Source organism: Pseudomonas sp. TE3644 (assembly GCF_056278815.1).
The window spans coordinates 2,451,359-2,469,890 of sequence record NZ_JBWBQF010000001.1 but is presented as its reverse complement, the minus strand read 5'-3'; the positions used below and the strand labels follow the sequence as shown (position 1 = coordinate 2,469,890).

Sequence of the window (18,532 nt, the reverse complement as noted above, 5' to 3'; positions counted from 1 at the left end):
TCACTCCGATTCTGCGGCAAGGGGCTGCGACCTGGGTTCCAGATGGCGCTCGCCCAGAAATACCAGCACCACGGCGGCCAAGACCAGGGTGATGGCTGCCAATACCCAGGTCAGCTCAGTGAAGGCGTGGGCCACCGCCTGGGTCAGCACCGCGCGCGGCACCTGTGGCACCAGCGTGGCCGCCTGGTCCAACTCCCCTGCCCCCAGGTACTGTGCGACTTGGGTGAGTGGCAGCGAGGCCAATGGGGGCAGTGCCAGGTTCAGTTGGTGAGCGATCAGGCTGCTGCTCAGCGCCGTGACAATGGCCAGGGCAATGCCCTCGCCCGCCACCCGCGTGGTGCTGAAAATCCCGGTGGCCATGCCCGCGCGCTCCTTGGGCACCACGCTCACCGACAAGCCATCCATCAGCCCCCAAGGCAAGCCGGTGCCGATACCGATCACCAGCATCGGCGCCACCCAGGCCGCCGCGCTGGCGTCTGCTTGCAGGCGCCCCAGCCACCACAGGCCCACGGCAGCCACCGCCAGGCCCAGCGCGCAGATCAGCCCGGCGCTGGCAACGCGCGTCAACCAGGCGGCAATGCCCGGCACCACCAGCATCGGTGCACACAGCGCCAACATCGCCACCCCGGCGTCGATCTCGCTGCGGCCCTCGATGCCCACGAAGCGCAACGGCAAGGCCACCAGCAGCACCACGAAGCAATAGCAGGTGGCGATGGGCAGCACCTGCACGCCCAGAAAGCGCGGGTAGCGGAACAGGCTCAGGTCCAGCATGGGCCGCGTCGCCCGGCGCTGACCGACGACGAAGGCCGCCAGCAACAGCAGTGCCGCCAGCAGCTTGGCGCTGACGTCGACGCTGGCCCAGCCGCTGACGGGCACCTGCATGATGGCCCACGTCAGCAGCCCAAGGGCGGCGGTGAACAGCACGGTGGCCGTCACGTCCAGACGCCCCGCCTGCGGGTCGCGGGACTCGCGCAGGTGACGCCGCCCCAGCACCAGCGCAACGACGCCGATCAACGCCGCGGTAAAGAACACCGAGCGCCAGCCCCATTGGCCGATCAGCCAGCCCGACAGCATCGGCCCCAGCGCCAGGCCCACGCCAAAACTGCTGCCCAAGGCGCTGTAGGCACGCGTCCGCGCGCTGCCTTCGAACAATTCAGCCAGGGACGCCGAGCCACCGGCCAGGGCGGCCGCCGCAGCAACGCCCTGCACCCCGCGCAACACGTCCAGTATCGCCACGCTGGGCGCAGCGCCCAGGGCCAGTGACACCAGCACATACAAGGCCACGCCGCCGACAAACAGGCGACGGCGCCCGTAGGTGTCGGCCAGGGTCCCGGCCGCCAGCAGCAGGCTGCCGAAGGTCAGCATGAAGGCGTTGGTGATCCATGCCAGCGCCAGTGGGCTGCCGCCCAAGTCGCGGCCTATGGCGGGGGTGGCGATGGCCCCGGCGGAAAAGCTCAACGGCAGGATGATCGCCGCCAGGCACACGGCCAGCAGGCCGTAACGGGCGGAATGGGAAGTGGGGGGAGTCATGTGCAACGTCCTGTAGCCAATGTCGATGGCCCGAGGATAGGATGTCGTCAATCCTGGAAAAACAGGCCAGCCGTCCCGTCTAACCGGACAAACTGTCCGCAAAGGTTGCCATGGAAAGCCTCAGCGGCCTGACCGCCTTCGTCCGCGCTGCCGAATTGCGCAGCTTTGTCGCCGCCGCCCAACGCCTGGGCATCTCCGCCTCGGCGGTGGGCAAAAGCATTGCCCGCCTGGAAGACAGCCTGGGCGTGCGCCTGCTCAACCGCAGCACCCGACACATCAGCCTCACCGAAGCCGGCGAGCTGTTCTACGCCCGCAGCAGCCGCGTGGTGCGCGAGTTGGAAGAAGCCCAGGCCGAACTGTCGCGCCAGCGCGACGTGCCCCACGGCCGCCTGCGCATCAGCCTGCCGGCGCTGGGCTACCGCATGCTGCTGCCGATCCTGCCCGAGTTCACCCGGCGCTACCCACAGATCGAGCTGGACCTGGACTTCAGCGACCGCATGGTCGACGTGATCGCCGAAGGCATGGACGCGGTGATTCGCAGCGGCGAGGTGCTGGATTCGCGGCTCAAGTCGCGCAGCCTGGGGCAGTTTCGCTTCATGCTGGTGGCCGCGCCCGACTACCTGGCGCAGCGTGGTGTGCCGGCCTGCCCGGAGGACCTGCGTGAGCATGCCTGCCTGTTCTATCGATTCCACAGTAACGGCCAGCTCCAGGCCTGGGCCTTTGAAGGTCGCGAAGGCCTGCCGCCGCTGGAGTTGCCGGGCACGTTGACGTTCAACAATATCGAGGCGCTGATTGGCGCGGCGGTGGCCGGGTTGGGGATTGCCTACCTGCCGGACTTCACCTTGGGCCAGTACCTGCGCGAAGGTCGCTTGTGCAGTTTGCTGGAGGATCGGCTGGTGGCGGGTGGCACGTTTTCGTTGCTGTGGCCGGGGAGCCGGCAGCCGTTGCCGAAGTTGCGGGTGTTTATCGATTTTCTGGCGGAGCGGTTGGTGCTGGGGCCGCATTTGGCCTGATCCATTGCGGCGCCTTCATCGCGGCCAAGGCCGGCTCCTACCACGGACGGCGTAGGAGCCGGCCTTGGCCGCGATGGCTGGCGTGCGGTTCATGAATCCTGCGCCACACGGCAGCCTTTGCGGTTGCGGATTTCCTCGTCGGTGGGCCGCGTGGGGTCGAAGCGGAAGGTGCGGTCCGAATAGATCTCCAGCCAGCCCCAATCGCAGGTGCTTTCATCCTGCCCGGGCGCGGGTGGGCGCGCCCACCAGGGTTCGCGGCTGATCAGGGTGCGAGGGGTTGGCTTCATGAGTGAGTCCTTGCAGGTGCGAGCACTTGAGTCTGAAAGGATAGACACCTGGTGCGACGCAGGCAGGCCATGGTGCGTTGCAAAATGTGGGACCGGGCGATGGTGTTGCGTCGCCTGCCCCCTGAAACCGGTTACAAAAAGTCCGACCAACGCCCTTCAGTCCTTCCACGCTGTGCCGATAGCTAGCTAACGAGCCCCTGAATGCGCTTCGCATTTACGTTCGCACTGCCCAAGCAAGGTGTTTTATGAAGTTGACCCTAGGTAAAAAACTGGCCCTGTCGGCCAGCGTCGCGCTGCTGCTGGTTGGCTGCAGCCTGACCGCGCTGCACTACGTCGAGAGCCGTGACAACATCGAAACCGGCATCGCCCAGCAAGTCAGCAACACCGGCAAAGTGTTCGCCGCCAACGTCAACTACTGGCTGACCAGCAAACAGATGGCTATGGCCTCGGTGGTGGCCGGTGCCGGCGACGATACGCTGCTGGCGCAACTGCAGCAGGCCAAGGTATCCGGGGGGTTCGACAACGTGTTCCTGGCCCGCCCCGATGGCAGCCAGATCAACGCCAATGGCGCCACCCTGCCGCCCGACAACAACGACCCGCGCAAGTGGAAGTGGTATCAGCAGGCGCTGCTGGCGCCCAACGACGTGTACTTCTCCACCCCGTCGGTGGCGGCGGCTACCCAGAGCTTCGTGCTGTCGCTGGGCAAGGTGCTGACCCGCAACGGCGCCACCCTGGGGGTGCTGGGCGCGGACGTGAGCATGAGCGAGATTCTCAGCCAGCTCAAACAGATCAAGCTGCCGGGCAACGGCTCGGCATTCTTCGTCGACCACGACGGCATCATCCTCGGCCATAACGACAAGAACGCCCTGGACAAGCCGGTCGACAGCCTCTACCCGGCGCTGACCAGCAGTGCCCTGCAGTCCCTGGCCGCCAGCGACGGCGTGCAGTTCCTGCTCAACGATCAAGGCCAGCGCCTGTACGTGATCCCCATCGAACACCAGCACGAAAAACTGGTGCTGGTGCTGGACAACGACCTGCTGCTGGCCCCGCTGCACCGCAGCCTGTGGGTGGCGCTGGGCACCCTGGTGGGCATCCTGATTCTGTCGCTGCTGGTTGTCAACGCCCTGTGCGTGTGGCTGTTGCGTCCGCTGGGCGCCATGTCCCGTGGCCTGCAGGTGATCGCCAGCGGCGACGGCGACCTGACCCAGCGCATCGCCCAGCAGTCCGATGACGAAGTGGGCGATCTGGGCCGCCATTTCAACCAGTTCGTCGGCAGCCTGCACACCCTGATCGGCCACGTGCGCCACCAGGCCGTGGAGATCGGCCAGGAGTCCACCAGCGTGCTGCACCGCAGCAGCGATTCGGCCAAGAGCCTGGAGCGCCTGCAACAGGAACTGACCCTGGTGGCCACCGCCGTCACCGAGATGGCCTCGGCCACCCAGGAAATCGCCGGCAACGCCGAGCGCACCGCCGCCTCCGCCGAACAATCGTCGGTCAGCAGCCTCAAGGGCCTGGAGCTGGTGCGCAAGACCCAGGGTTCGATCGTCGACCTGTCCAGCGAAATCAGCGCCGCCGCCCAGGTGGTCAACGAGCTGAGCGACTATTCGCAGTCCATCACCAGCGTGCTCACCAGCATCCAGGCCGTGGCTGAGCAGACCAACCTGCTGGCCCTCAACGCGGCCATCGAAGCGGCCCGCGCCGGCGAGCACGGCCGCGGCTTCGCGGTGGTGGCCGACGAGGTGCGCATGCTGTCCCAGCGCACTCAGGAATCGACCAAGTCGATCCAGGCCACGGTCAGCAATATCCAGCGCATCACCGGTGATGCGGTGGCGCGCATGAGCAACAGCTCGGACCTGGCCCAGCGCAGCGTCGCCGACGCGCAGCAGGCCTATGCGTCGCTGGAGGAAATCACCGAGGCCGCCAGTGAAATCTCCGGCATGTCGCAGCAGATTGCGTCGGCGGCCGAGGAGCAGTCGTCGGTAACCGAGGAGATTACCCGCAACGTGGTCACCATCAAGTCGCTGGGCGAGGACTTGGTGGAAGGTTCGCTGGATGCCGAGAAGCAGTCGCGGTCGTTGCAGGAGCATGCCAGTGACCTGAATGGCAAGGTGGCGCGCTTTATTCTCTGACGCCCTGTAGCCGCTGCCGCAGGCTGCGCTGGCCCTCATGTACGCTGGAAATCTGCAGTGCACATCAGGGCCAGCGCAGCCTGCGGCAGCGGCTACATTGACACTGCGCAACCCTTGCCTTCATGCTCGCGCCACCTCTTAAGCGCAGGACATGGAATGTTTCGCTCGCTCTTCGCCACCCCCGCCCGCACCCGCCTGACACTGATCATCTGGTTGTACCTGCTGGTTGCCGGGCACATCCTGGGCGGCCTGCTGTTGACCTGGTCCGACGGCCTGGGTTTCTACCTGCACTGGGTCGACAACGCCTTCTGGACCACTCCCGTACCGGCTGAAGCCGCCACCCAGCAACGCTGGTGGTTCGCGCTGTTCGGCGCCACCCTGCAAAGCTACGGCATCGGCATGCTCGCCCTCACCCACCTGGGCCAGCGCCTGCGCAGCGCCGCAGCCTGGGGCTGGCTGCTGCTGGGGATACTGGTGTGGGGCCCGCAGGACATCTGGCTGTCGGCCAGTGCCGGGGTCTGGGTCAATGTGCTGGTCGACGGCCTGGCGCTGCTGGCCCTGGTGCCGCCGCTGCTGTGGTTGATGCTGAATGACCGCCGCGCGGTGCAGCCATGAACAAACCGGTCCTGTATCTGCTGGCCGGCAACGGCAGCGCCGCCCAGTGGTGGGACGATGCCCTGCCGCATTTCGCCCACTACCGCCCTGTGCCGGTGGAATTGCCCGGGTTCGGCGACAATCCGCAGCCGCCCTGCGAAGACCTGCCCGCCTACGCCGAGGCGTTGTTGGCCATGACCCAACCCGGCAGCGCGATTTTTGCCGTGGGCGTCAATGCGCTGATCGTGCTGCACGCCTTGCAGCGCCGGCCCGGCCACTTCAGCCGCACCGTGCTGCTGGCACCGGTGGGCGCCTTCCTGTGGCGTCGGCGGTTGCCGGCGCTGATGTCGCCGATGCCGATCCGCAAGGCCATCCACTGGGCGCTGTCGCATCGGCCGGCCTGGTTCGCCCGCAAGTTCTCGAGCCAGAACTGGCCCGCCGCGCATTACCAGCGCATGGGCGACGGCTACCGACGCTGCCGAGCCTTCGTGCCCTACTGGGACATGGTTCGCGCCGACACCGCCTTGCCACTGCTGGAATGGATCAGCGACCCCATCGAGTTGATCTGGGGTGATCAGGACAAGGTGCTGAACATCGAGCAGGCCGCTGCCTGGTCGGCGATCCTGGCCCGCGCCGACCTGATCGTCAGCCTGGTCCCCGGCTGGGGCCACTACCCGTGGATCGACACGCCCGCCGCCTTCTGCCAGGCGCTGGAAGCGCCCACCGCCGGTTTTATCGCCCACACCAAGGGCGGCCGCCTGCGCCTGGCGCACATGGCCGGCCTGCCGGTGCCGCCGGCCTTGAGCGTGACCTGCGGCAACGATCCGCGGTTGGAAAACTGGCTGGCCACGCACCCGGACGCCCTGTGGGCCGTGCGTTCTTCAAGCCATGCCGAAGACCAGGCTGACAGCGCCAATGCCGGGCTCAGCACCACCTTTCTGCGCGAAGCCGCCAGCCAGGTGGCCATGCGTATAGACCAACTGGTCGCCGAGGGTGTCGAGGAGGTCGTGGTGCAGCGGTTCATCGAACCGCAGGTCTCAGGCATCGCCTTCACCCGCCACCTGGCCGTGGAAGTGGAATGGGTGGACGGTCACCTGGAAGGCCTGGCCGACGGGCAGCGCACCCCGCAACGGGCCACCCTGTCGCGCCTGGACGGTGGCTGGTCGAATGGCCCATTCAACGCAGGGCACGGCCTCGAGCCGGCGCAGCTGTGGGCCTTCCTGCAGGAAGTGCTGCGGGTTTTCCACTACGTGCCGGGCGACATCGAATGGGCCTGGGACGGCGCGCAACTGTGGCTGCTGCAATACCGCCCAGTGACCGACTACGGCTGGCGTCGCCACCTCACCGCCGCCAACATCGCCGAGATCCTGCCGCCGCAGCCCAGCCGCCTTGTCGAGTACGCACAGCGCCGCGCCGCCGCCAGCATCCCGGCGATCATGGCGCGCTGGGACACCCGGGTGCTGGAGGACAACGAGCCCTTCACCGCGCTGTTCGGCAATGCTTCCTACATCAACAACGACCTGTTCCTGGCACGCCTGGCCGACTGGGGGCTGCCGTCGAGCCGCTACGGTGACGAAGTGGGCGGCGCCACCCCGCACCTGCCCCTGCGCCCTGGCCGGGTGCTGCGCAGCCTGCCCCTGTTCCTGCGCATGCAGCGTCAGGCCCGCGCGCACTTGCAGCATCTGGAGCCGGGGCTGCGCCGTTTCGAGCGCGAATTGGACAGCCTGCAGGGCGCCTCGGGCCAGGTGCTGGCGGATTGGTTCAGCCGCTTCTATGTGTTCGTGGTGCAAGGCAACCTGTGCATTGGCACGGCGCTGGCCAGCAGCGGCGGCGCGTGGCTGGGCAACCCCGCCACGGCTTATGGTGACCTCAGCCACAGCCCCCATCGCCTGCCCTGGGAGACCGACCCGGCCGCGCCCCGGCCGCCTGCCACCGACTTGCCACTGCAAGCCTTCCCCGCCTGGCCCGCTGCCATTCACCTGGCCCACCGCCTGGGGCTGCCGGGCTTGCGCGGCTACTACCTGCAAGTGCGTGAATGGTACCGCGACAACCTGATGCGCCTGTTTTTCAAACTGCACCACAGCCTGCCTGCCGCCGACCGCGACCACTGGTTCGCGCCGCACCCCCACGTGCGCGAGCGCCAGGGCAGCTTCTGGCAGGACGGCAACGAGGGCCGCGAACAGGCCACCGGTTTCATGATCTACCCCGGCCAGGTGCGTGGCATCCTGGGCCAGGACATATTGCTCGAACACACCCTGGACCCTGGCCGCCATGCGCACTACCGCCAGGCCCGCGCCGTGATCGCGCGCATGGGCGGCCGCCTGTCCCACGGCGCCACCTTGCTGCGCGAACTGCGCACCCCGTCGGCGGTACTGCCCCAGGTCGACAGCGCCTGGCTGGGCCAGGCCGTGATCTATCATGATGGCCACCTTTCACTGGACCACGAAGGAGCGTAACCATGAAGAAAAAGGTATTCATCGATTCGGACATGGGCTGGGACGACGTGCTGTCGATCGCCTACCTGATGAAAGACCCCAGCGTCGAGATCATCGGCCTGACCGTGACCGGCTGCGGCGAAACCAACCTGGGATGGGGGCTGCTGATCGCCCAGCATCTGCTGGGCATCGGCGGGCACCACCACGTGCCGCTGGGGCGCGGCACCGACATCCCCCTGAGCCTGAACAACCTGTTCCCGCAGCCGTTCAAAAGCGACATGAACGACATCATGGGCCTGATCGGCACCCTCAACCCGGCGCAGCTGCCAGAGGTGTCCGTCAAACCCGCCTGGGAACTGCTGCACGACACCCTCACGGCCAGCACCGACAAGGTCACGATCCTGTCCCTGGGCGGCTTCACCACCCTGGCCAAACTGCTGGCCCTGAAGCCGGCCGCCAGCGACCTGGCCAAAATCGAGCGCATCGTCGCCATGGCCGGCGCGGTGCACGTGGACGGCAACGTGGCCGCGCTCAACAACGCCCTGCCCGCCTGGGACCAGGGCAGCCGCTACAGCAGCAACCACTATGCCGAATGGAACGTGTTCGTCGACCCGCTGGCCGCCGACCAGGTGTTGCAGTCCGACATCCCCGTCACCCTGGTGCCGCTGGACGCCTGCAACCACGTCATCCTCGACCCCAGCTACGTCACCACCATCACCGCCACCGACCCGGTCGCTACTTTGGTCAGCAACGTGTTCAAGAAAAAGACCGGGGACAATGCCGAAGGCAACCTGCCGGTGCCCATCTTCGACCCGTTGGCGACCTTGCTGATGACCGGGGCCGTGACGGCCAACCGGACGTTGAGCGAGTACCTGGCGGTGGACGTCGAGCAGACCGAACAGGACAATCACTGCGGTCAGTTGCGGGTGAAGGCCCACGGTTCGCGCAAGGTCGACTACGTGACCGGCGTGTCCCAGGCCCAGTTCGCCCGCCAGTTCGCCGCCATCATCAACCGCCCGACCTGACGCCGTAGCCGCTGCCGCTGCCGCTGCCGCCAGGCTGCGCTGGCCCCTGAGTGCACTCATAGTATTCAGCGCACATCAGGGCCAGCGCAGCCTGGCGGCAGCGGCTACATGCTTGCGCGCAGGCAGCGGTGGGCAACAGCCTAATGGTCTTCTCGGGAGTGCCATACACGCAGCACATAGACCGTCGGCGTCTGAATCTCGTAACGCATCTCATAATTGCCAATCAGAAGGCGCCGAACCTCCCGCGGATCGAACTCTTCTAGGCGCTCCCCGATTCGGGGATTTGACAGCAAGGTTTGCGGCGCGGCGACCAGCTGTTGAACCGTTCTGGCTGCAGCCGGCCGGTTTACTGTTGCCAGAAAATCGTAGAGCCGTGCGATGTCGGAAAGCCCTTTTTCCGTCCATTTCAATACCATCAACGCGGCACCGGCATCACTGCGTCCGTACCAAGACTCTCGGCCCACGCTTGCACAGCCTGATGATCGATCACCCTTCCGGTATCGACATCTTGCATGGCTTCACGGGTCAGGCGGCTGCGTTCTTCTTCCTGATCAAGCCATGCAATCAGCGCCTGCTTGATGATCCAGTTCTTGGACCGTTCGAGCCGTTCGGCCATCAAATCTATCTTTTCCGCCAACTGAACCGGGATATGGGCCGTCACGGATCTGCTTTTCGTAGTGGTCATCATGAGAAGGCGCTCCAGAGGTGCGAGGAGTAAAAATGCAACGGTGTGCAGAATAGAGTATCGAGCTGCAGCAGTATGATGGAATTGTAATCACAATGAATAATTTATCATCACGCGCGTTTCGTATCGGGACGCCTGGGCGATTGTGCGATCATCTTTTCACCGTTCAACCTGATCGCAAGGAGCGCCATGAACACCCTCGTCCACCCCTGCCCACCCCCGCCCCACTCCGCCATCGCCCTGCATGCCCCCGGCGCCGACTTTGTCGATTGCCACCAAGTGCAGGTTCGCGACCCGCAGCGCACCGCGCTGCGCCATCTGCTGACGATGCTGGCCGCCACCCCGCCGTGGCTCGACAACCTGATGAAGTTGCGCAACCAACTGGTGCAAGCCGTGGGTTTGAAGGACTTGGGCAGCCTGGCCCGGGTCGACCTGGCGCGGCCGGATGAGGACTACCAGCCGGGCGATCGGGTGGGGATTTTCACGCTGCTGGCCAACAGCGAAGACGAGGTGCTGGTGGCCGACCAGGACAAGCACCTGGACGTGTTCTTGGCCGTGACGCGCCTGCCACTGACGGCGGACGGCACGCGCACCGTGGTGCTGTCCACGGTGGTACGCACGCATAACTGGCTGGGCAAGGTCTACATGCTGCCGGTGGCGCCGTTCCATCGACGCATTGCGCCGATGACCCTGCGCGGGATCAATCGGCGCTAAGCACTGTTAAAGTAAACAACAAGGCGAGCCCGAAACGCACCGCGTTTGGGGCGAGCGGTGGCTGTAGTCGGATAGCCACCTTTAAGCAAAAGCGGCGTATGGCTACATCAGCTCTACTTCAGTCGCCTCTATTCCCTTCTGACCTTCCTTCGTATTGAACTTGACTGCTTGCCCTTCCGTGAGCGTTGCGACACCAGGGGTGATTATCGCGGTGCCGGGTACGAAAATCGAACTGGCATCGTCTCTTGAGGTAATGAAGCCGAAACCTCTTTCACTGCTGAACCAATTTACGGTCCCTTGCTGCTTGTTGACAGGCATGGCGCGATCTCCGTGGTAACCGTTACGTTGCGCCGGATTGCCCGGTGCATACGGTACCTACTAGACGCCGGGGGGTTCCAGCGCACAACTGATAGAACTGACAGCTACTGGCAAGTAGCCTCTCAGATCACCAGCAGGCCTACAGCCACCAGCGCAGGCCAAAGAAAAACGCCATGCTCAGCAACATGCTGAGCAAGGTGTTGCGCGTATACACCACCAGCCCCACCGCCACCAACGAACTGATCAGGTAAGGATTGTCCCAGTTCAGGTTCAACTGCTTGTCGGGCATGAACACGATTGGCCCGCAGATGGCCGTGAGCATGCCCGGCACTGCAAAACCCAGGAACTGCCGCGCGTTGCTGCTCAGGCGCACCGGCAGGCGCGGCTCCAGGAACACATAGCGGTTGAGGAACACCAGCGCGCCCATGCCGACAATCACCAGCCAGATCATGCCCGTGCCCCCTGCAGTTTGTTGCAGACAAAGCCGGCGCTCATGCCCGCCAAGCCCGACAGCACCAGCGCCGAGCCCCAGTGCCAGTAGCTGAACAGCACCGAGCAGAACAGTGACACCGCCACGCAGACCACGGTCGGCACATTGCGCACCACTGGGGTGATCAGGGCAATGAAGGTAGCGGCGATGGAAAAGTCCAGGCCCAGGTGCTCGATACCGGGGATGCTGCTGCCCAGCAGGATGCCGGCCAGGGTGAACAGGTTCCAGGCCACGTAGAAGGTCAAGCCCACGCCCAGGGCGTACCAGCGGCTGAAGGTCTGCTGGTCGTAGCGGCTGGTCAGCGCGAACAGTTCATCGGTGAGCAGAAAGCCCAGCCCCACGCGCCAGCGGCCCGGCAGGCCGGCGATCATCGGGCGCATGCTCATGCCGTACAGCAAGTGCTGGGACGTCAGCAGCGCCGTGGTCAGCAGGATCGACAGCACCCCGGCGCCGCCCTTGAGCATGCCGATGGCCACCAGTTGCGCCGCGCCGGCGAAGACGATGCTGGACAGGCCCTGGCCTTGCCAGGGGGTGAGGTTGGCCTCGATGGCCATGGAGCCGGCCAGCAGGCCCCAGGGCGCCGTGGCGAGCGACAGCGGCATGATGGCAGCAGCGCCACGCAGGAAGGCGTGGCGCGGGAGAAGTGTGTTAGGCATGTTCTTATAAGTTGGCGGGAAACGGGAGAAGACTGTGTCAGATGGGCGTGGCGCCTGTCTTGAACAATATTGCGCACTTGCCTGTTGCCGCTGCCACCAGGCTGCGCTGGCCCTGCCTCGCTGGAGATTTTTTGTGTACATGCTGACCAGCGCAGCCTGGCGGCAGCGGCTACGGGGTGCGCGCTTTTGCACCGGGTTTCAGCGTTGGCGCACAGGCAAAGGGCATGCGTGCGGCGATCCTTTTACCCAAGGCCCTGATTTTCCGGAAAATCACCTTTGGCACACATTCTGCCTATCACCTCGTATACAAAAAACAGTTGCGAGGGACACAAGCAATGTCACACCAACCTCCGGCCGGCTACAGCCCGCGCCTGTACAACCATGACCTGGGCCCCACCCCGCAAACGTGGAGCTGGTACAACATCTTCGCTTTCTGGATGAGCGACGTGCACAGCGTGGGTGGCTACGTGTTCGCCGCCAGCCTGTTCGCCCTCGGCCTGGCCAGTTGGCAGGTGCTGATCGCGCTGCTGGTGGGCATCTGCATCGTGCAGGTGATCGCCAACCTGGTGGCGCGGCCCAGCCAGCAGGCTGCGGTGCCCTACCCGGTTATCTGTCGCCTGGCCTTCGGCGTGTTTGGCGCCAACATCCCCGCCGTGATTCGCGGGCTGATCGCTGTGGCCTGGTACGGGGTGCAGACGTACCTGGCGTCCAGCGCCCTGGTGATCGTGGTGCTGCGTTTCTTCCCGGCGCTGGCGGCGTACCAGAGCGTAACCTTCGCCGGCCTGTCGTACCTGGGGTGGTTCGGCTTCCTGTCGCTGTGGGTGGTGCAGGCGTTCGTGTTCTGGACCGGCATGGAGTCGATCCGCCGCTTCATCGACTGGGCAGGCCCTGCTGTATACGCGGTGATGTTCGCCCTGGCTGGCTGGATCGTGTGGCGCGCCGGTTGGAGCAACATCAGCTTCACCCTGGCCGAAAAAGCCGTATCGGGCTGGGCCGCCGTGGGCCAGGTGGTCATGGCCATTGCCCTGGTGGTGTCGTACTTCTCCGGGCCCACGCTTAACTTCGGTGACTTCAGCCGCTATTGCCGCAGCATGAGCGACGTGCGCCGTGGCAACTTCTGGGGGCTGCCGATCAACTTCCTGGCGTTCAGCCTGGTGACCGTGGTGATCGTTTCCGGCACCCTGCCGATCTTCGGCGAAATGATTCACGACCCCATCGCCACCGTCGCCCGCATCGACAACACCACGGCAGTGCTGCTGGGCGCCTTCACCTTCGTCACCGCCACGGTGGGCATCAACATCGTCGCCAACTTCGTGTCCCCGGCGTTCGATTTCGCCAACGTCTCGCCCAGCCGCATCAGCTGGCGCATGGGCGGCATGATCGCCGCCGTACTGTCGGTGTTCATCACGCCGTGGAACCTGTTCAACAACCCTGAGGTGATTCACTACACCCTCGACGTGCTGGCGGCGTGCATTGGGCCGCTGTTCGGCATCCTGCTGGTGGACTATTACCTGATCAAGCGCCAGCAGATCGACGTGGATGCGCTGTTCAATGATGGACCGACGGGGCGTTACTGGTACAGCAACGGGGTGAACTGGGTGGCGGTGCAGGCGCTGGTGGTGGCTGCGCTGGCGGGGCTGTGCTTTACCTTTATTCCGTGGTTCAAGCCTATGGCCAACTTTGCCTGGTTTACCGGGTGTTTTCTCGGAGGTGGGTTGTTTTATGGGTTGAGCTTGTGGTCGCAGCGGGGAGTGCCTGTTTCAACCGCTATGGTGCGCTGAACACCATCCAGCGATACCCCTGACACACTGCGGTGCCTGTGACGCGGCCTACGGCCGCTGCTACAGGGTTAGCGCATCACTTTGGCTGATGCCCGCTATCGACACCCTCCATTTCAAACGGGGGTGGGCGCCTTCGTAAAATGGCGCCCATACCCGAATGGAGGGCTCACTGATGAAATACCTGATCGCACTCGCACTGACCCTGTTGGCCGCCTTTACCTCGTTCGCCCGCGCCGACGACGCGGCGCCCGCACAAGCCAGCGCGCAAACCAACGGTTACGACTATTCCCAAGACCTGGACATCGCCAAGGTGGTACGCATGAACAGCGGCGGCGACCAGTGCGGCCCGGTACAAGGCCACATGACCTACATCGACAGCAAGGGCGTGCAGCACGAGCTCAACTACACCCGTCTGGGCGGCGACTGCGACAAGGGCTGATCAGCCCAGCCGCGCACATAGCCGACTGACGCACACCGAGCCCACCACCGCCAGAATGATCGGCACCAGGAAGTCGTGGTCGATGCGGGTGAACTCCACCACCAGCACGATGGCGGTCAGCGGCATGCTCATGGACGATGACAGGAAGGCCGCCGCACCGACGATGGCGAACGCGCCCAAGGGCACGCCCGGCCACACCAGGCTCCAGCCGCCGCCCAGGATCACCGCCAGCAACGCGCCGCAGGCCAGCGCCGGCGTCAGCAACCCGCCCTCCGCGCCCGCACGCAGGGTGCTGCTGGTGATCACCAGCTTGGCCACCAGTAACAGCGCCGCCAGGCCGATGGTCAACTGATCGTCAAAGCCCAACTGCGCCGGGCCTTTGCCGTTGCCCAGCACCTGCGGCAGGTAGATGGCCAGGCAGCCGATCAGCATGAAGTTGAGCAACGACAGCACTGGCAGCTGCCAACCGCGCGCCGCCCGCTCACGCGCCGCCCCCGTCAGGCGCACGAAACCGTAGGCAGCCAGCCCGAACAGCGGCCCGCACAGCACCGCCCACGTCATCAGGTCAGGGCTGACGACAAACGCCGGCACCGTGTACTGCGCCTCCGCACCCAGACCTATCCAGGCCACCGAAGCACCGATGGCCGAAGTGGCCAGGGCAATGATTGCCTCACGCCAGGCGAAGCGTGCCACCAGCACTTCCAGCACGAACACCGCGCCACCCAGCGGCACGTTGTACACCGCCGCCAGACCCGCACCGGCTCCACAGGCAATCATCAGCCGACGCGTGTCGGCGTCCAGGCCGCTGTAGCGCGACAGCCGATCGGCAATCAGCGAGCCCAGTTCGCGCGGCGCCACTTCACGGCCCAGGGGCGAGCCCAGCGCTACGGTAACGATCTGCAGCAGCAGGTGCGCCAGGGTTTCCTTGCCGGGCATGCGCGCCTCGGCGTTGCCGACCGCCTTCTTGATGCTGACCAGGGGCCTGCCGTAGCGGTACAGCAGCCACCAGCCCAGCCCTGCCACCACGCCACACAGCGTCAGCGCCGCCACCCGGCGCTCGGGCGAGGCAGCCGTGACGCCGAGCAGGAAGCTTTCATGACCCACCAGGTGATCCTGGCTGTAGCCGTAGGCCAGGTGCTGGATGCCGTGCAGCAGCAGCGCCAGCAACATGCCGCCCAGGCCGGCGCCAATGCCGGTCAACACCACCACGGCGGCCAGCGCCAGGTTGGCGCGCACAGGGGAACGTACGACAACGGGTGAATCAGGCAACGACATGCAGCGCTCCGCAGGCAATCTCAGGTAATGCCCCAGAGGGTAGCCGCCGTCAGCCTGCGCGCCTAGGGACGCGCCGGCCGATTGGGAGCTGGGCGCTACAGGTTGTCCGCCAGGGGATAAGGATCAGGCGAACAGCAAGCGATCCTGGATTTTGCGCGGGTCGCTGTAGTCCTCCTGCCACCAGGGGGTCGGACCTGGCCGCTGCAAGGTCAGCGCCGTGCGCGTGCCGGCCTTGACGCTTTCCTGGGCGACGCGGAAGTGATAGTGGTCGAGCAGGCGCACCGCCTCCACCATGTAGGCCACCGCCACCCGGCGATCACGGATCAGCAGCAGGTTTTCGCCATTGCTGCGGTCGGCGGCGTCGGCAAAGTTGTACGACCCCATGTACACCCGCGCCGTGGGCTTGTCGAAATCGATGACCACGAACTTGTGGTGCAGACGCACCCCGGCGCCGCCGATCAGGCCGGTGGGCTCGGCCTGGAACGGCGCCGGGATGTTCTTGTTCAGGGCCGCAGCGTGCAGGATGGCGCTGTCGCCGCCGGGCAGCAGCACGTCCAGGCCCTCCTGCATGTGCCGGTCGGAAATGCCATAGACAAAGATGGCGGGGTTGGCCGCCACCTGCTTGATCGCCGCCTGGATCGGCCCGCGGGTCTGGTACAGGAAGGCCAGCGAGAACAACAGGCTGGAGCCGGTGGTGGCAATGTCGCTGCCCACCCCGGCCAGCGCCGCGTTGTCCAGGGCGTGGGGCGAGAACGTCACCTGCGCATCGATGTTGTCCAGGCCCAGGTCGTGCCATTGCGCAGGCGGCTGGGCGCCGAAGTCCTTGGCCGAGCTGCTGGCCCAGTACTGGGCAAACGCCGCCTGGAACAGCCGCAACGCCGTCTCGCCCTGCACCACCAGGGCGTTGTTGGCCTGCACGTACAGACCGCGCCAGCTGAAGTTGGTGGAGCCGCACACCACGGTCTTGAGCGTGCTGCCGTCCAGCAGGATGACCTTGTTGTGCTGCAGGCTGGCCATGTGTTCGCGCTTGACCGTGGCGCCGGCCTGGGTCAAGCGCGTGGCGGCCAGGGTTTCGGCGGAATCGGCGTCGCCGTGGCTGCTGCTGTCGTCGATGATGATCTGCAGGCGCGCGCCCAGCTGTTCCAGGCGGCTGACGATGTTGGGTTCGTTGAGGTCGTAGGCGATCACCTTGACCTGGGCTGCGGTGTCGGCCACTGCCTGGTCCAACACCGCCAGAATCGCCTCGCGCGCCTCGAAGCCCATCCACTCAAGCGCCGCCTGGGCATTGGGGTTACTGGGGACGAAATCCAGGCCGTCGTCGGCCTTGCGCGGCAGCAGCGTGGTCAGGTTGCGATCATCCTTGGCGTAGCGCTCCACGAAGGCTTGGGACGACACGTAGCCGCGGGTGAAGGTGACGTTGAGCTGGCCGGGCCAGGTGTCGCGCTGCAACTCGATGGCGGCCACCTGGGCTTCACCGTAGCTGAGCACGTTCTGGGCGTTCATGAACACCGGGGTCACGCGATAGGTAAAGGCGCCGGTCAGCTCGGCGTTGCGCGGGAAATGCACCCAGCGAAATTTCTGGATCGGCGACAACAGGCTTGAAAGCGCTGTGGTGGGCACGCTGCCGTCGGCGGTGGGGAACGTCAGACGGTTGTTCAGTGCGTAGAAACGGTCGCCGGCCGGTTCCTTGTACTCGATGCCGAAACCGACGAAGTCGGCGGGTGGCGGGCCACTTTTCCAGTTCATGGCCAACAGCAGCATGCCTTCGCTGCGGTGCAATTTGAGGGTGAACAGGGCGGCATCATTGTTGCCACTGACTTGAAAGTCCCCGGGTGTGGGCATGCGTGCGTTCCTTCGGCGGCGGTGAGGCCAGAGAGTGCCAGATCCTGCCGGGCCTGGGTATATGCGCCCGCACCGCGCCGTCTGCATCGCGACCAAGGTCGGCTCCTACGCCATTCGCGGTAGGAGCCGACCTTGGCCGCGATGCAGGCGACGCGATCCCGTAGCCGCTGCCGCCAGGCTGCGCTGGCCCTGTGCCCCGCTGGAAATATACGACGTACACGCGTGCCAGCGCAGCCTAGCGGCAGCGGCTACAGGGTGTAAGCTGGCGGCTTGCCTTGACCCGGAACCCGCCCATGCGCCACTGGCTCGCCCTGCTGCTCACCCTGCCCGCCCTCGCCCACGCCAGCCAATGGCTGGCCGTACAGCCACAGCCAGGCCTTGGCAGCCTGCATTACTACGCCTCCCAGGCACCCAACCGGCAGGCGCAATCGGCCTTGATCGTGCTGCACGGCTTCCATCATGACGCCCATCGCACGTTCGACACCGGGGTGGCCGTAGACCCTCACGGCCTGGTCGTCGCGCCGCTGTTCCAAAGCGTCGGCGACACGTGCCAGGGCCGCGATGAGCCCGCATCGCAACCCGGCGACCTGCAATGGAGCTGCGGCGGCTGGGCACAGGGTGAGCCGGCGCTGCAAGGCGGCGCCGTGACGTCGTTCCAGGCCATGGATGCCTTGATTGCGCAGGTTCGCCAACAGTGGCCGTCAGTCCGATCCATCACCGTGGCAGGCTTCTCGGCCGGTGCTCAGTTGGTGCAACACTACATCGGCTTCGCCGCCGCGCAGCCCGGCCTGCGCTTCGTGGTGGCCGACCCGGGCAGTTGGCTGTATTTCACGGCCACGCGCCCCTACCCGGTCGCCGACTGCCCGGCACTGAACCACTGGAAATACGGCGTCGAACACTTGCCTGCCGGCTTGCCCCGCGACGCCCAGGCAGCGGCGCGCCATTACGCGGAGGCCGAAGTGCACTACTTGGCCGGCACCCTGGACACAGGGCGTGGCAAGGGGACGGCCTACACAGTGCTGGACCGCTCGTGCGCCGCCATGGCCCAGGGCCCGTACCGCTACGAAAGGGCCCAGGCGTACGCGAAGGCCCAGGGCAAGCCGCTGATCGACATCCCCGGCTGCGCCCACGACGTACGCTGCGTGTTCGCAGCTGCCCCAGCCCGCGAGGTGCTGGTGCCCTAGGGTCTGTATGAAATGTATTCCAGCGAAGGTCAGGCAAGGCGAAAACAGGCGAGGAACGGTCGGAGTCGCGCTCGACTTTACGGGTTGTAAATGAGCATTCCGAGCCTGTATTCAACGCAGCATGGGCGAGCTGGG

18 protein-coding genes and 1 pseudogene are annotated in these 18,532 nt (G+C 65.6%); 10 read left to right on the top strand and 9 right to left on the bottom strand.

What is annotated here, in order from left to right; translation table 11 throughout:
• A complete protein-coding gene (locus ACZ9GA_RS10865) occupies positions 1-1,530 on the bottom strand; it encodes an MFS transporter (RefSeq protein WP_457362671.1) in 1,530 nt (509 codons plus the stop codon).
• Positions 1,531-1,640: 110 nt separating this feature from the next.
• Between ACZ9GA_RS10865 and ACZ9GA_RS10860 the strand changes: the two genes are divergently transcribed.
• On the top strand, positions 1,641-2,543 hold the full coding sequence (locus ACZ9GA_RS10860) for a LysR family transcriptional regulator (RefSeq protein ID WP_457362672.1): 903 nt from the start codon (positions 1,641-1,643) through the stop codon (positions 2,541-2,543).
• A gap of 89 nt (positions 2,544-2,632) precedes the next feature.
• Here ACZ9GA_RS10860 and ACZ9GA_RS10855 read toward each other — a convergent pair whose 3' ends face one another.
• Positions 2,633-2,830 (bottom strand): hypothetical protein, encoded by a 198-nt coding sequence (locus ACZ9GA_RS10855; RefSeq protein ID WP_457362673.1) that lies wholly within the window; start codon positions 2,828-2,830, stop codon positions 2,633-2,635.
• Between the two features lie 245 nt (positions 2,831-3,075).
• Here ACZ9GA_RS10855 and ACZ9GA_RS10850 point away from each other — a divergent pair.
• The 5 genes and pseudogenes from ACZ9GA_RS10850 to ACZ9GA_RS10830 form a co-directional block, all read left to right on the top strand.
• A pseudogene (locus ACZ9GA_RS10850) lies at positions 3,076-4,101 on the top strand (HAMP domain-containing protein); the annotation flags it as partial.
• Between the two features lie 153 nt (positions 4,102-4,254).
• Positions 4,255-4,959 (top strand): methyl-accepting chemotaxis protein, encoded by a 705-nt coding sequence (locus tag ACZ9GA_RS10845; protein ID WP_476227606.1) that lies wholly within the window; start codon positions 4,255-4,257, stop codon positions 4,957-4,959.
• Positions 4,960-5,115: 156 nt separating this feature from the next.
• On the top strand, positions 5,116-5,574 hold the full coding sequence (locus ACZ9GA_RS10840; RefSeq protein WP_457362674.1) for a cell division protein: 459 nt from the start codon (positions 5,116-5,118) through the stop codon (positions 5,572-5,574).
• Positions 5,571-8,009, top strand: coding sequence for a PEP-utilizing enzyme (locus ACZ9GA_RS10835; protein ID WP_457362675.1), 2,439 nt, complete (start codon positions 5,571-5,573; stop codon positions 8,007-8,009). Before ACZ9GA_RS10840 ends, ACZ9GA_RS10835 begins: the two co-directional genes overlap by 4 nt.
• 2 nt (positions 8,010-8,011) lie before the next feature.
• Positions 8,012-9,013, top strand: a complete 1,002-nt coding sequence (locus tag ACZ9GA_RS10830; RefSeq protein WP_457362676.1) for a nucleoside hydrolase — start codon at positions 8,012-8,014, stop codon at positions 9,011-9,013.
• 140 nt (positions 9,014-9,153) lie between these two features.
• Here ACZ9GA_RS10830 and ACZ9GA_RS10825 read toward each other — a convergent pair whose 3' ends face one another.
• Together ACZ9GA_RS10825 and ACZ9GA_RS10820 are read right to left on the bottom strand one after the other, a co-directional pair.
• Positions 9,154-9,429 carry a type II toxin-antitoxin system RelE/ParE family toxin gene (locus tag ACZ9GA_RS10825; RefSeq protein WP_457362677.1) on the bottom strand — a complete coding sequence of 92 codons (276 nt, stop codon included), beginning with the start codon at positions 9,427-9,429 and terminating at the stop codon, positions 9,154-9,156.
• Positions 9,429-9,701: a CopG family ribbon-helix-helix protein gene (locus ACZ9GA_RS10820; protein ID WP_457362678.1), complete on the bottom strand. Its 273-nt coding sequence runs from the start codon at positions 9,699-9,701 to the stop codon at positions 9,429-9,431. Before ACZ9GA_RS10820 ends, ACZ9GA_RS10825 begins: the two co-directional genes overlap by 1 nt.
• A 186-nt stretch (positions 9,702-9,887) precedes the next feature.
• On the opposite strand from ACZ9GA_RS10820, the gene ACZ9GA_RS10815 reads away from it, so the two are divergent.
• Complete coding sequence (locus ACZ9GA_RS10815; protein WP_457362679.1) at positions 9,888-10,412, top strand: DUF2867 domain-containing protein; 525 nt, start codon at positions 9,888-9,890, stop codon at positions 10,410-10,412.
• A 102-nt stretch (positions 10,413-10,514) separates the two neighbouring features.
• Here the strand turns inward: ACZ9GA_RS10815 and ACZ9GA_RS10810 are convergent, their stop codons facing one another.
• The 3 genes from ACZ9GA_RS10810 to ACZ9GA_RS10800 all read right to left on the bottom strand — a co-directional run bounded on the left by ACZ9GA_RS10810 (position 10,515) and on the right by ACZ9GA_RS10800 (position 11,876).
• On the bottom strand, positions 10,515-10,730 hold the full coding sequence (locus ACZ9GA_RS10810) for a cold-shock protein (RefSeq protein WP_457362680.1): 216 nt from the start codon (positions 10,728-10,730) through the stop codon (positions 10,515-10,517).
• 139 nt (positions 10,731-10,869) lie between these two features.
• Positions 10,870-11,181, bottom strand: coding sequence for an AzlD domain-containing protein (locus ACZ9GA_RS10805; protein ID WP_457362681.1), 312 nt, complete (start codon positions 11,179-11,181; stop codon positions 10,870-10,872).
• Positions 11,178-11,876, bottom strand: coding sequence for an AzlC family ABC transporter permease (locus tag ACZ9GA_RS10800; protein WP_457362682.1), 699 nt, complete (start codon positions 11,874-11,876; stop codon positions 11,178-11,180). Before ACZ9GA_RS10800 ends, ACZ9GA_RS10805 begins: the two co-directional genes overlap by 4 nt.
• 335 nt (positions 11,877-12,211) lie before the next feature.
• Here ACZ9GA_RS10800 and ACZ9GA_RS10795 point away from each other — a divergent pair, with 335 nt between their 5' ends.
• Together ACZ9GA_RS10795 and ACZ9GA_RS10790 are read left to right on the top strand one after the other, a co-directional pair.
• The gene (locus tag ACZ9GA_RS10795; protein WP_457362683.1) at positions 12,212-13,657 is read left to right on the top strand and encodes an NCS1 family nucleobase:cation symporter-1; all 1,446 of its coding nucleotides are present in this window, start codon (positions 12,212-12,214) and stop codon (positions 13,655-13,657) included.
• A gap of 172 nt (positions 13,658-13,829) precedes the next feature.
• Complete coding sequence (locus ACZ9GA_RS10790) at positions 13,830-14,096, top strand: DUF2790 domain-containing protein (protein ID WP_457362684.1); 267 nt, start codon at positions 13,830-13,832, stop codon at positions 14,094-14,096.
• Here the strand turns inward: ACZ9GA_RS10790 and ACZ9GA_RS10785 are convergent, their stop codons facing one another.
• Both ACZ9GA_RS10785 and ACZ9GA_RS10780 read right to left on the bottom strand, forming a co-directional pair.
• A complete protein-coding gene (locus ACZ9GA_RS10785; RefSeq protein WP_457362685.1) occupies positions 14,097-15,371 on the bottom strand; it encodes a chloride channel protein in 1,275 nt (424 codons plus the stop codon).
• Between the two features lie 123 nt (positions 15,372-15,494).
• Positions 15,495-17,213, bottom strand: coding sequence for a phospholipase D-like domain-containing protein (locus ACZ9GA_RS10780; protein ID WP_457362686.1), 1,719 nt, complete (start codon positions 17,211-17,213; stop codon positions 15,495-15,497).
• A 293-nt stretch (positions 17,214-17,506) separates the two neighbouring features.
• Between ACZ9GA_RS10780 and ACZ9GA_RS10775 the strand changes: the two genes are divergently transcribed.
• On the top strand, positions 17,507-18,397 hold the full coding sequence (locus tag ACZ9GA_RS10775; RefSeq protein ID WP_457362687.1) for a hypothetical protein: 891 nt from the start codon (positions 17,507-17,509) through the stop codon (positions 18,395-18,397).
• Positions 18,398-18,532 lie beyond the last annotated feature (135 nt).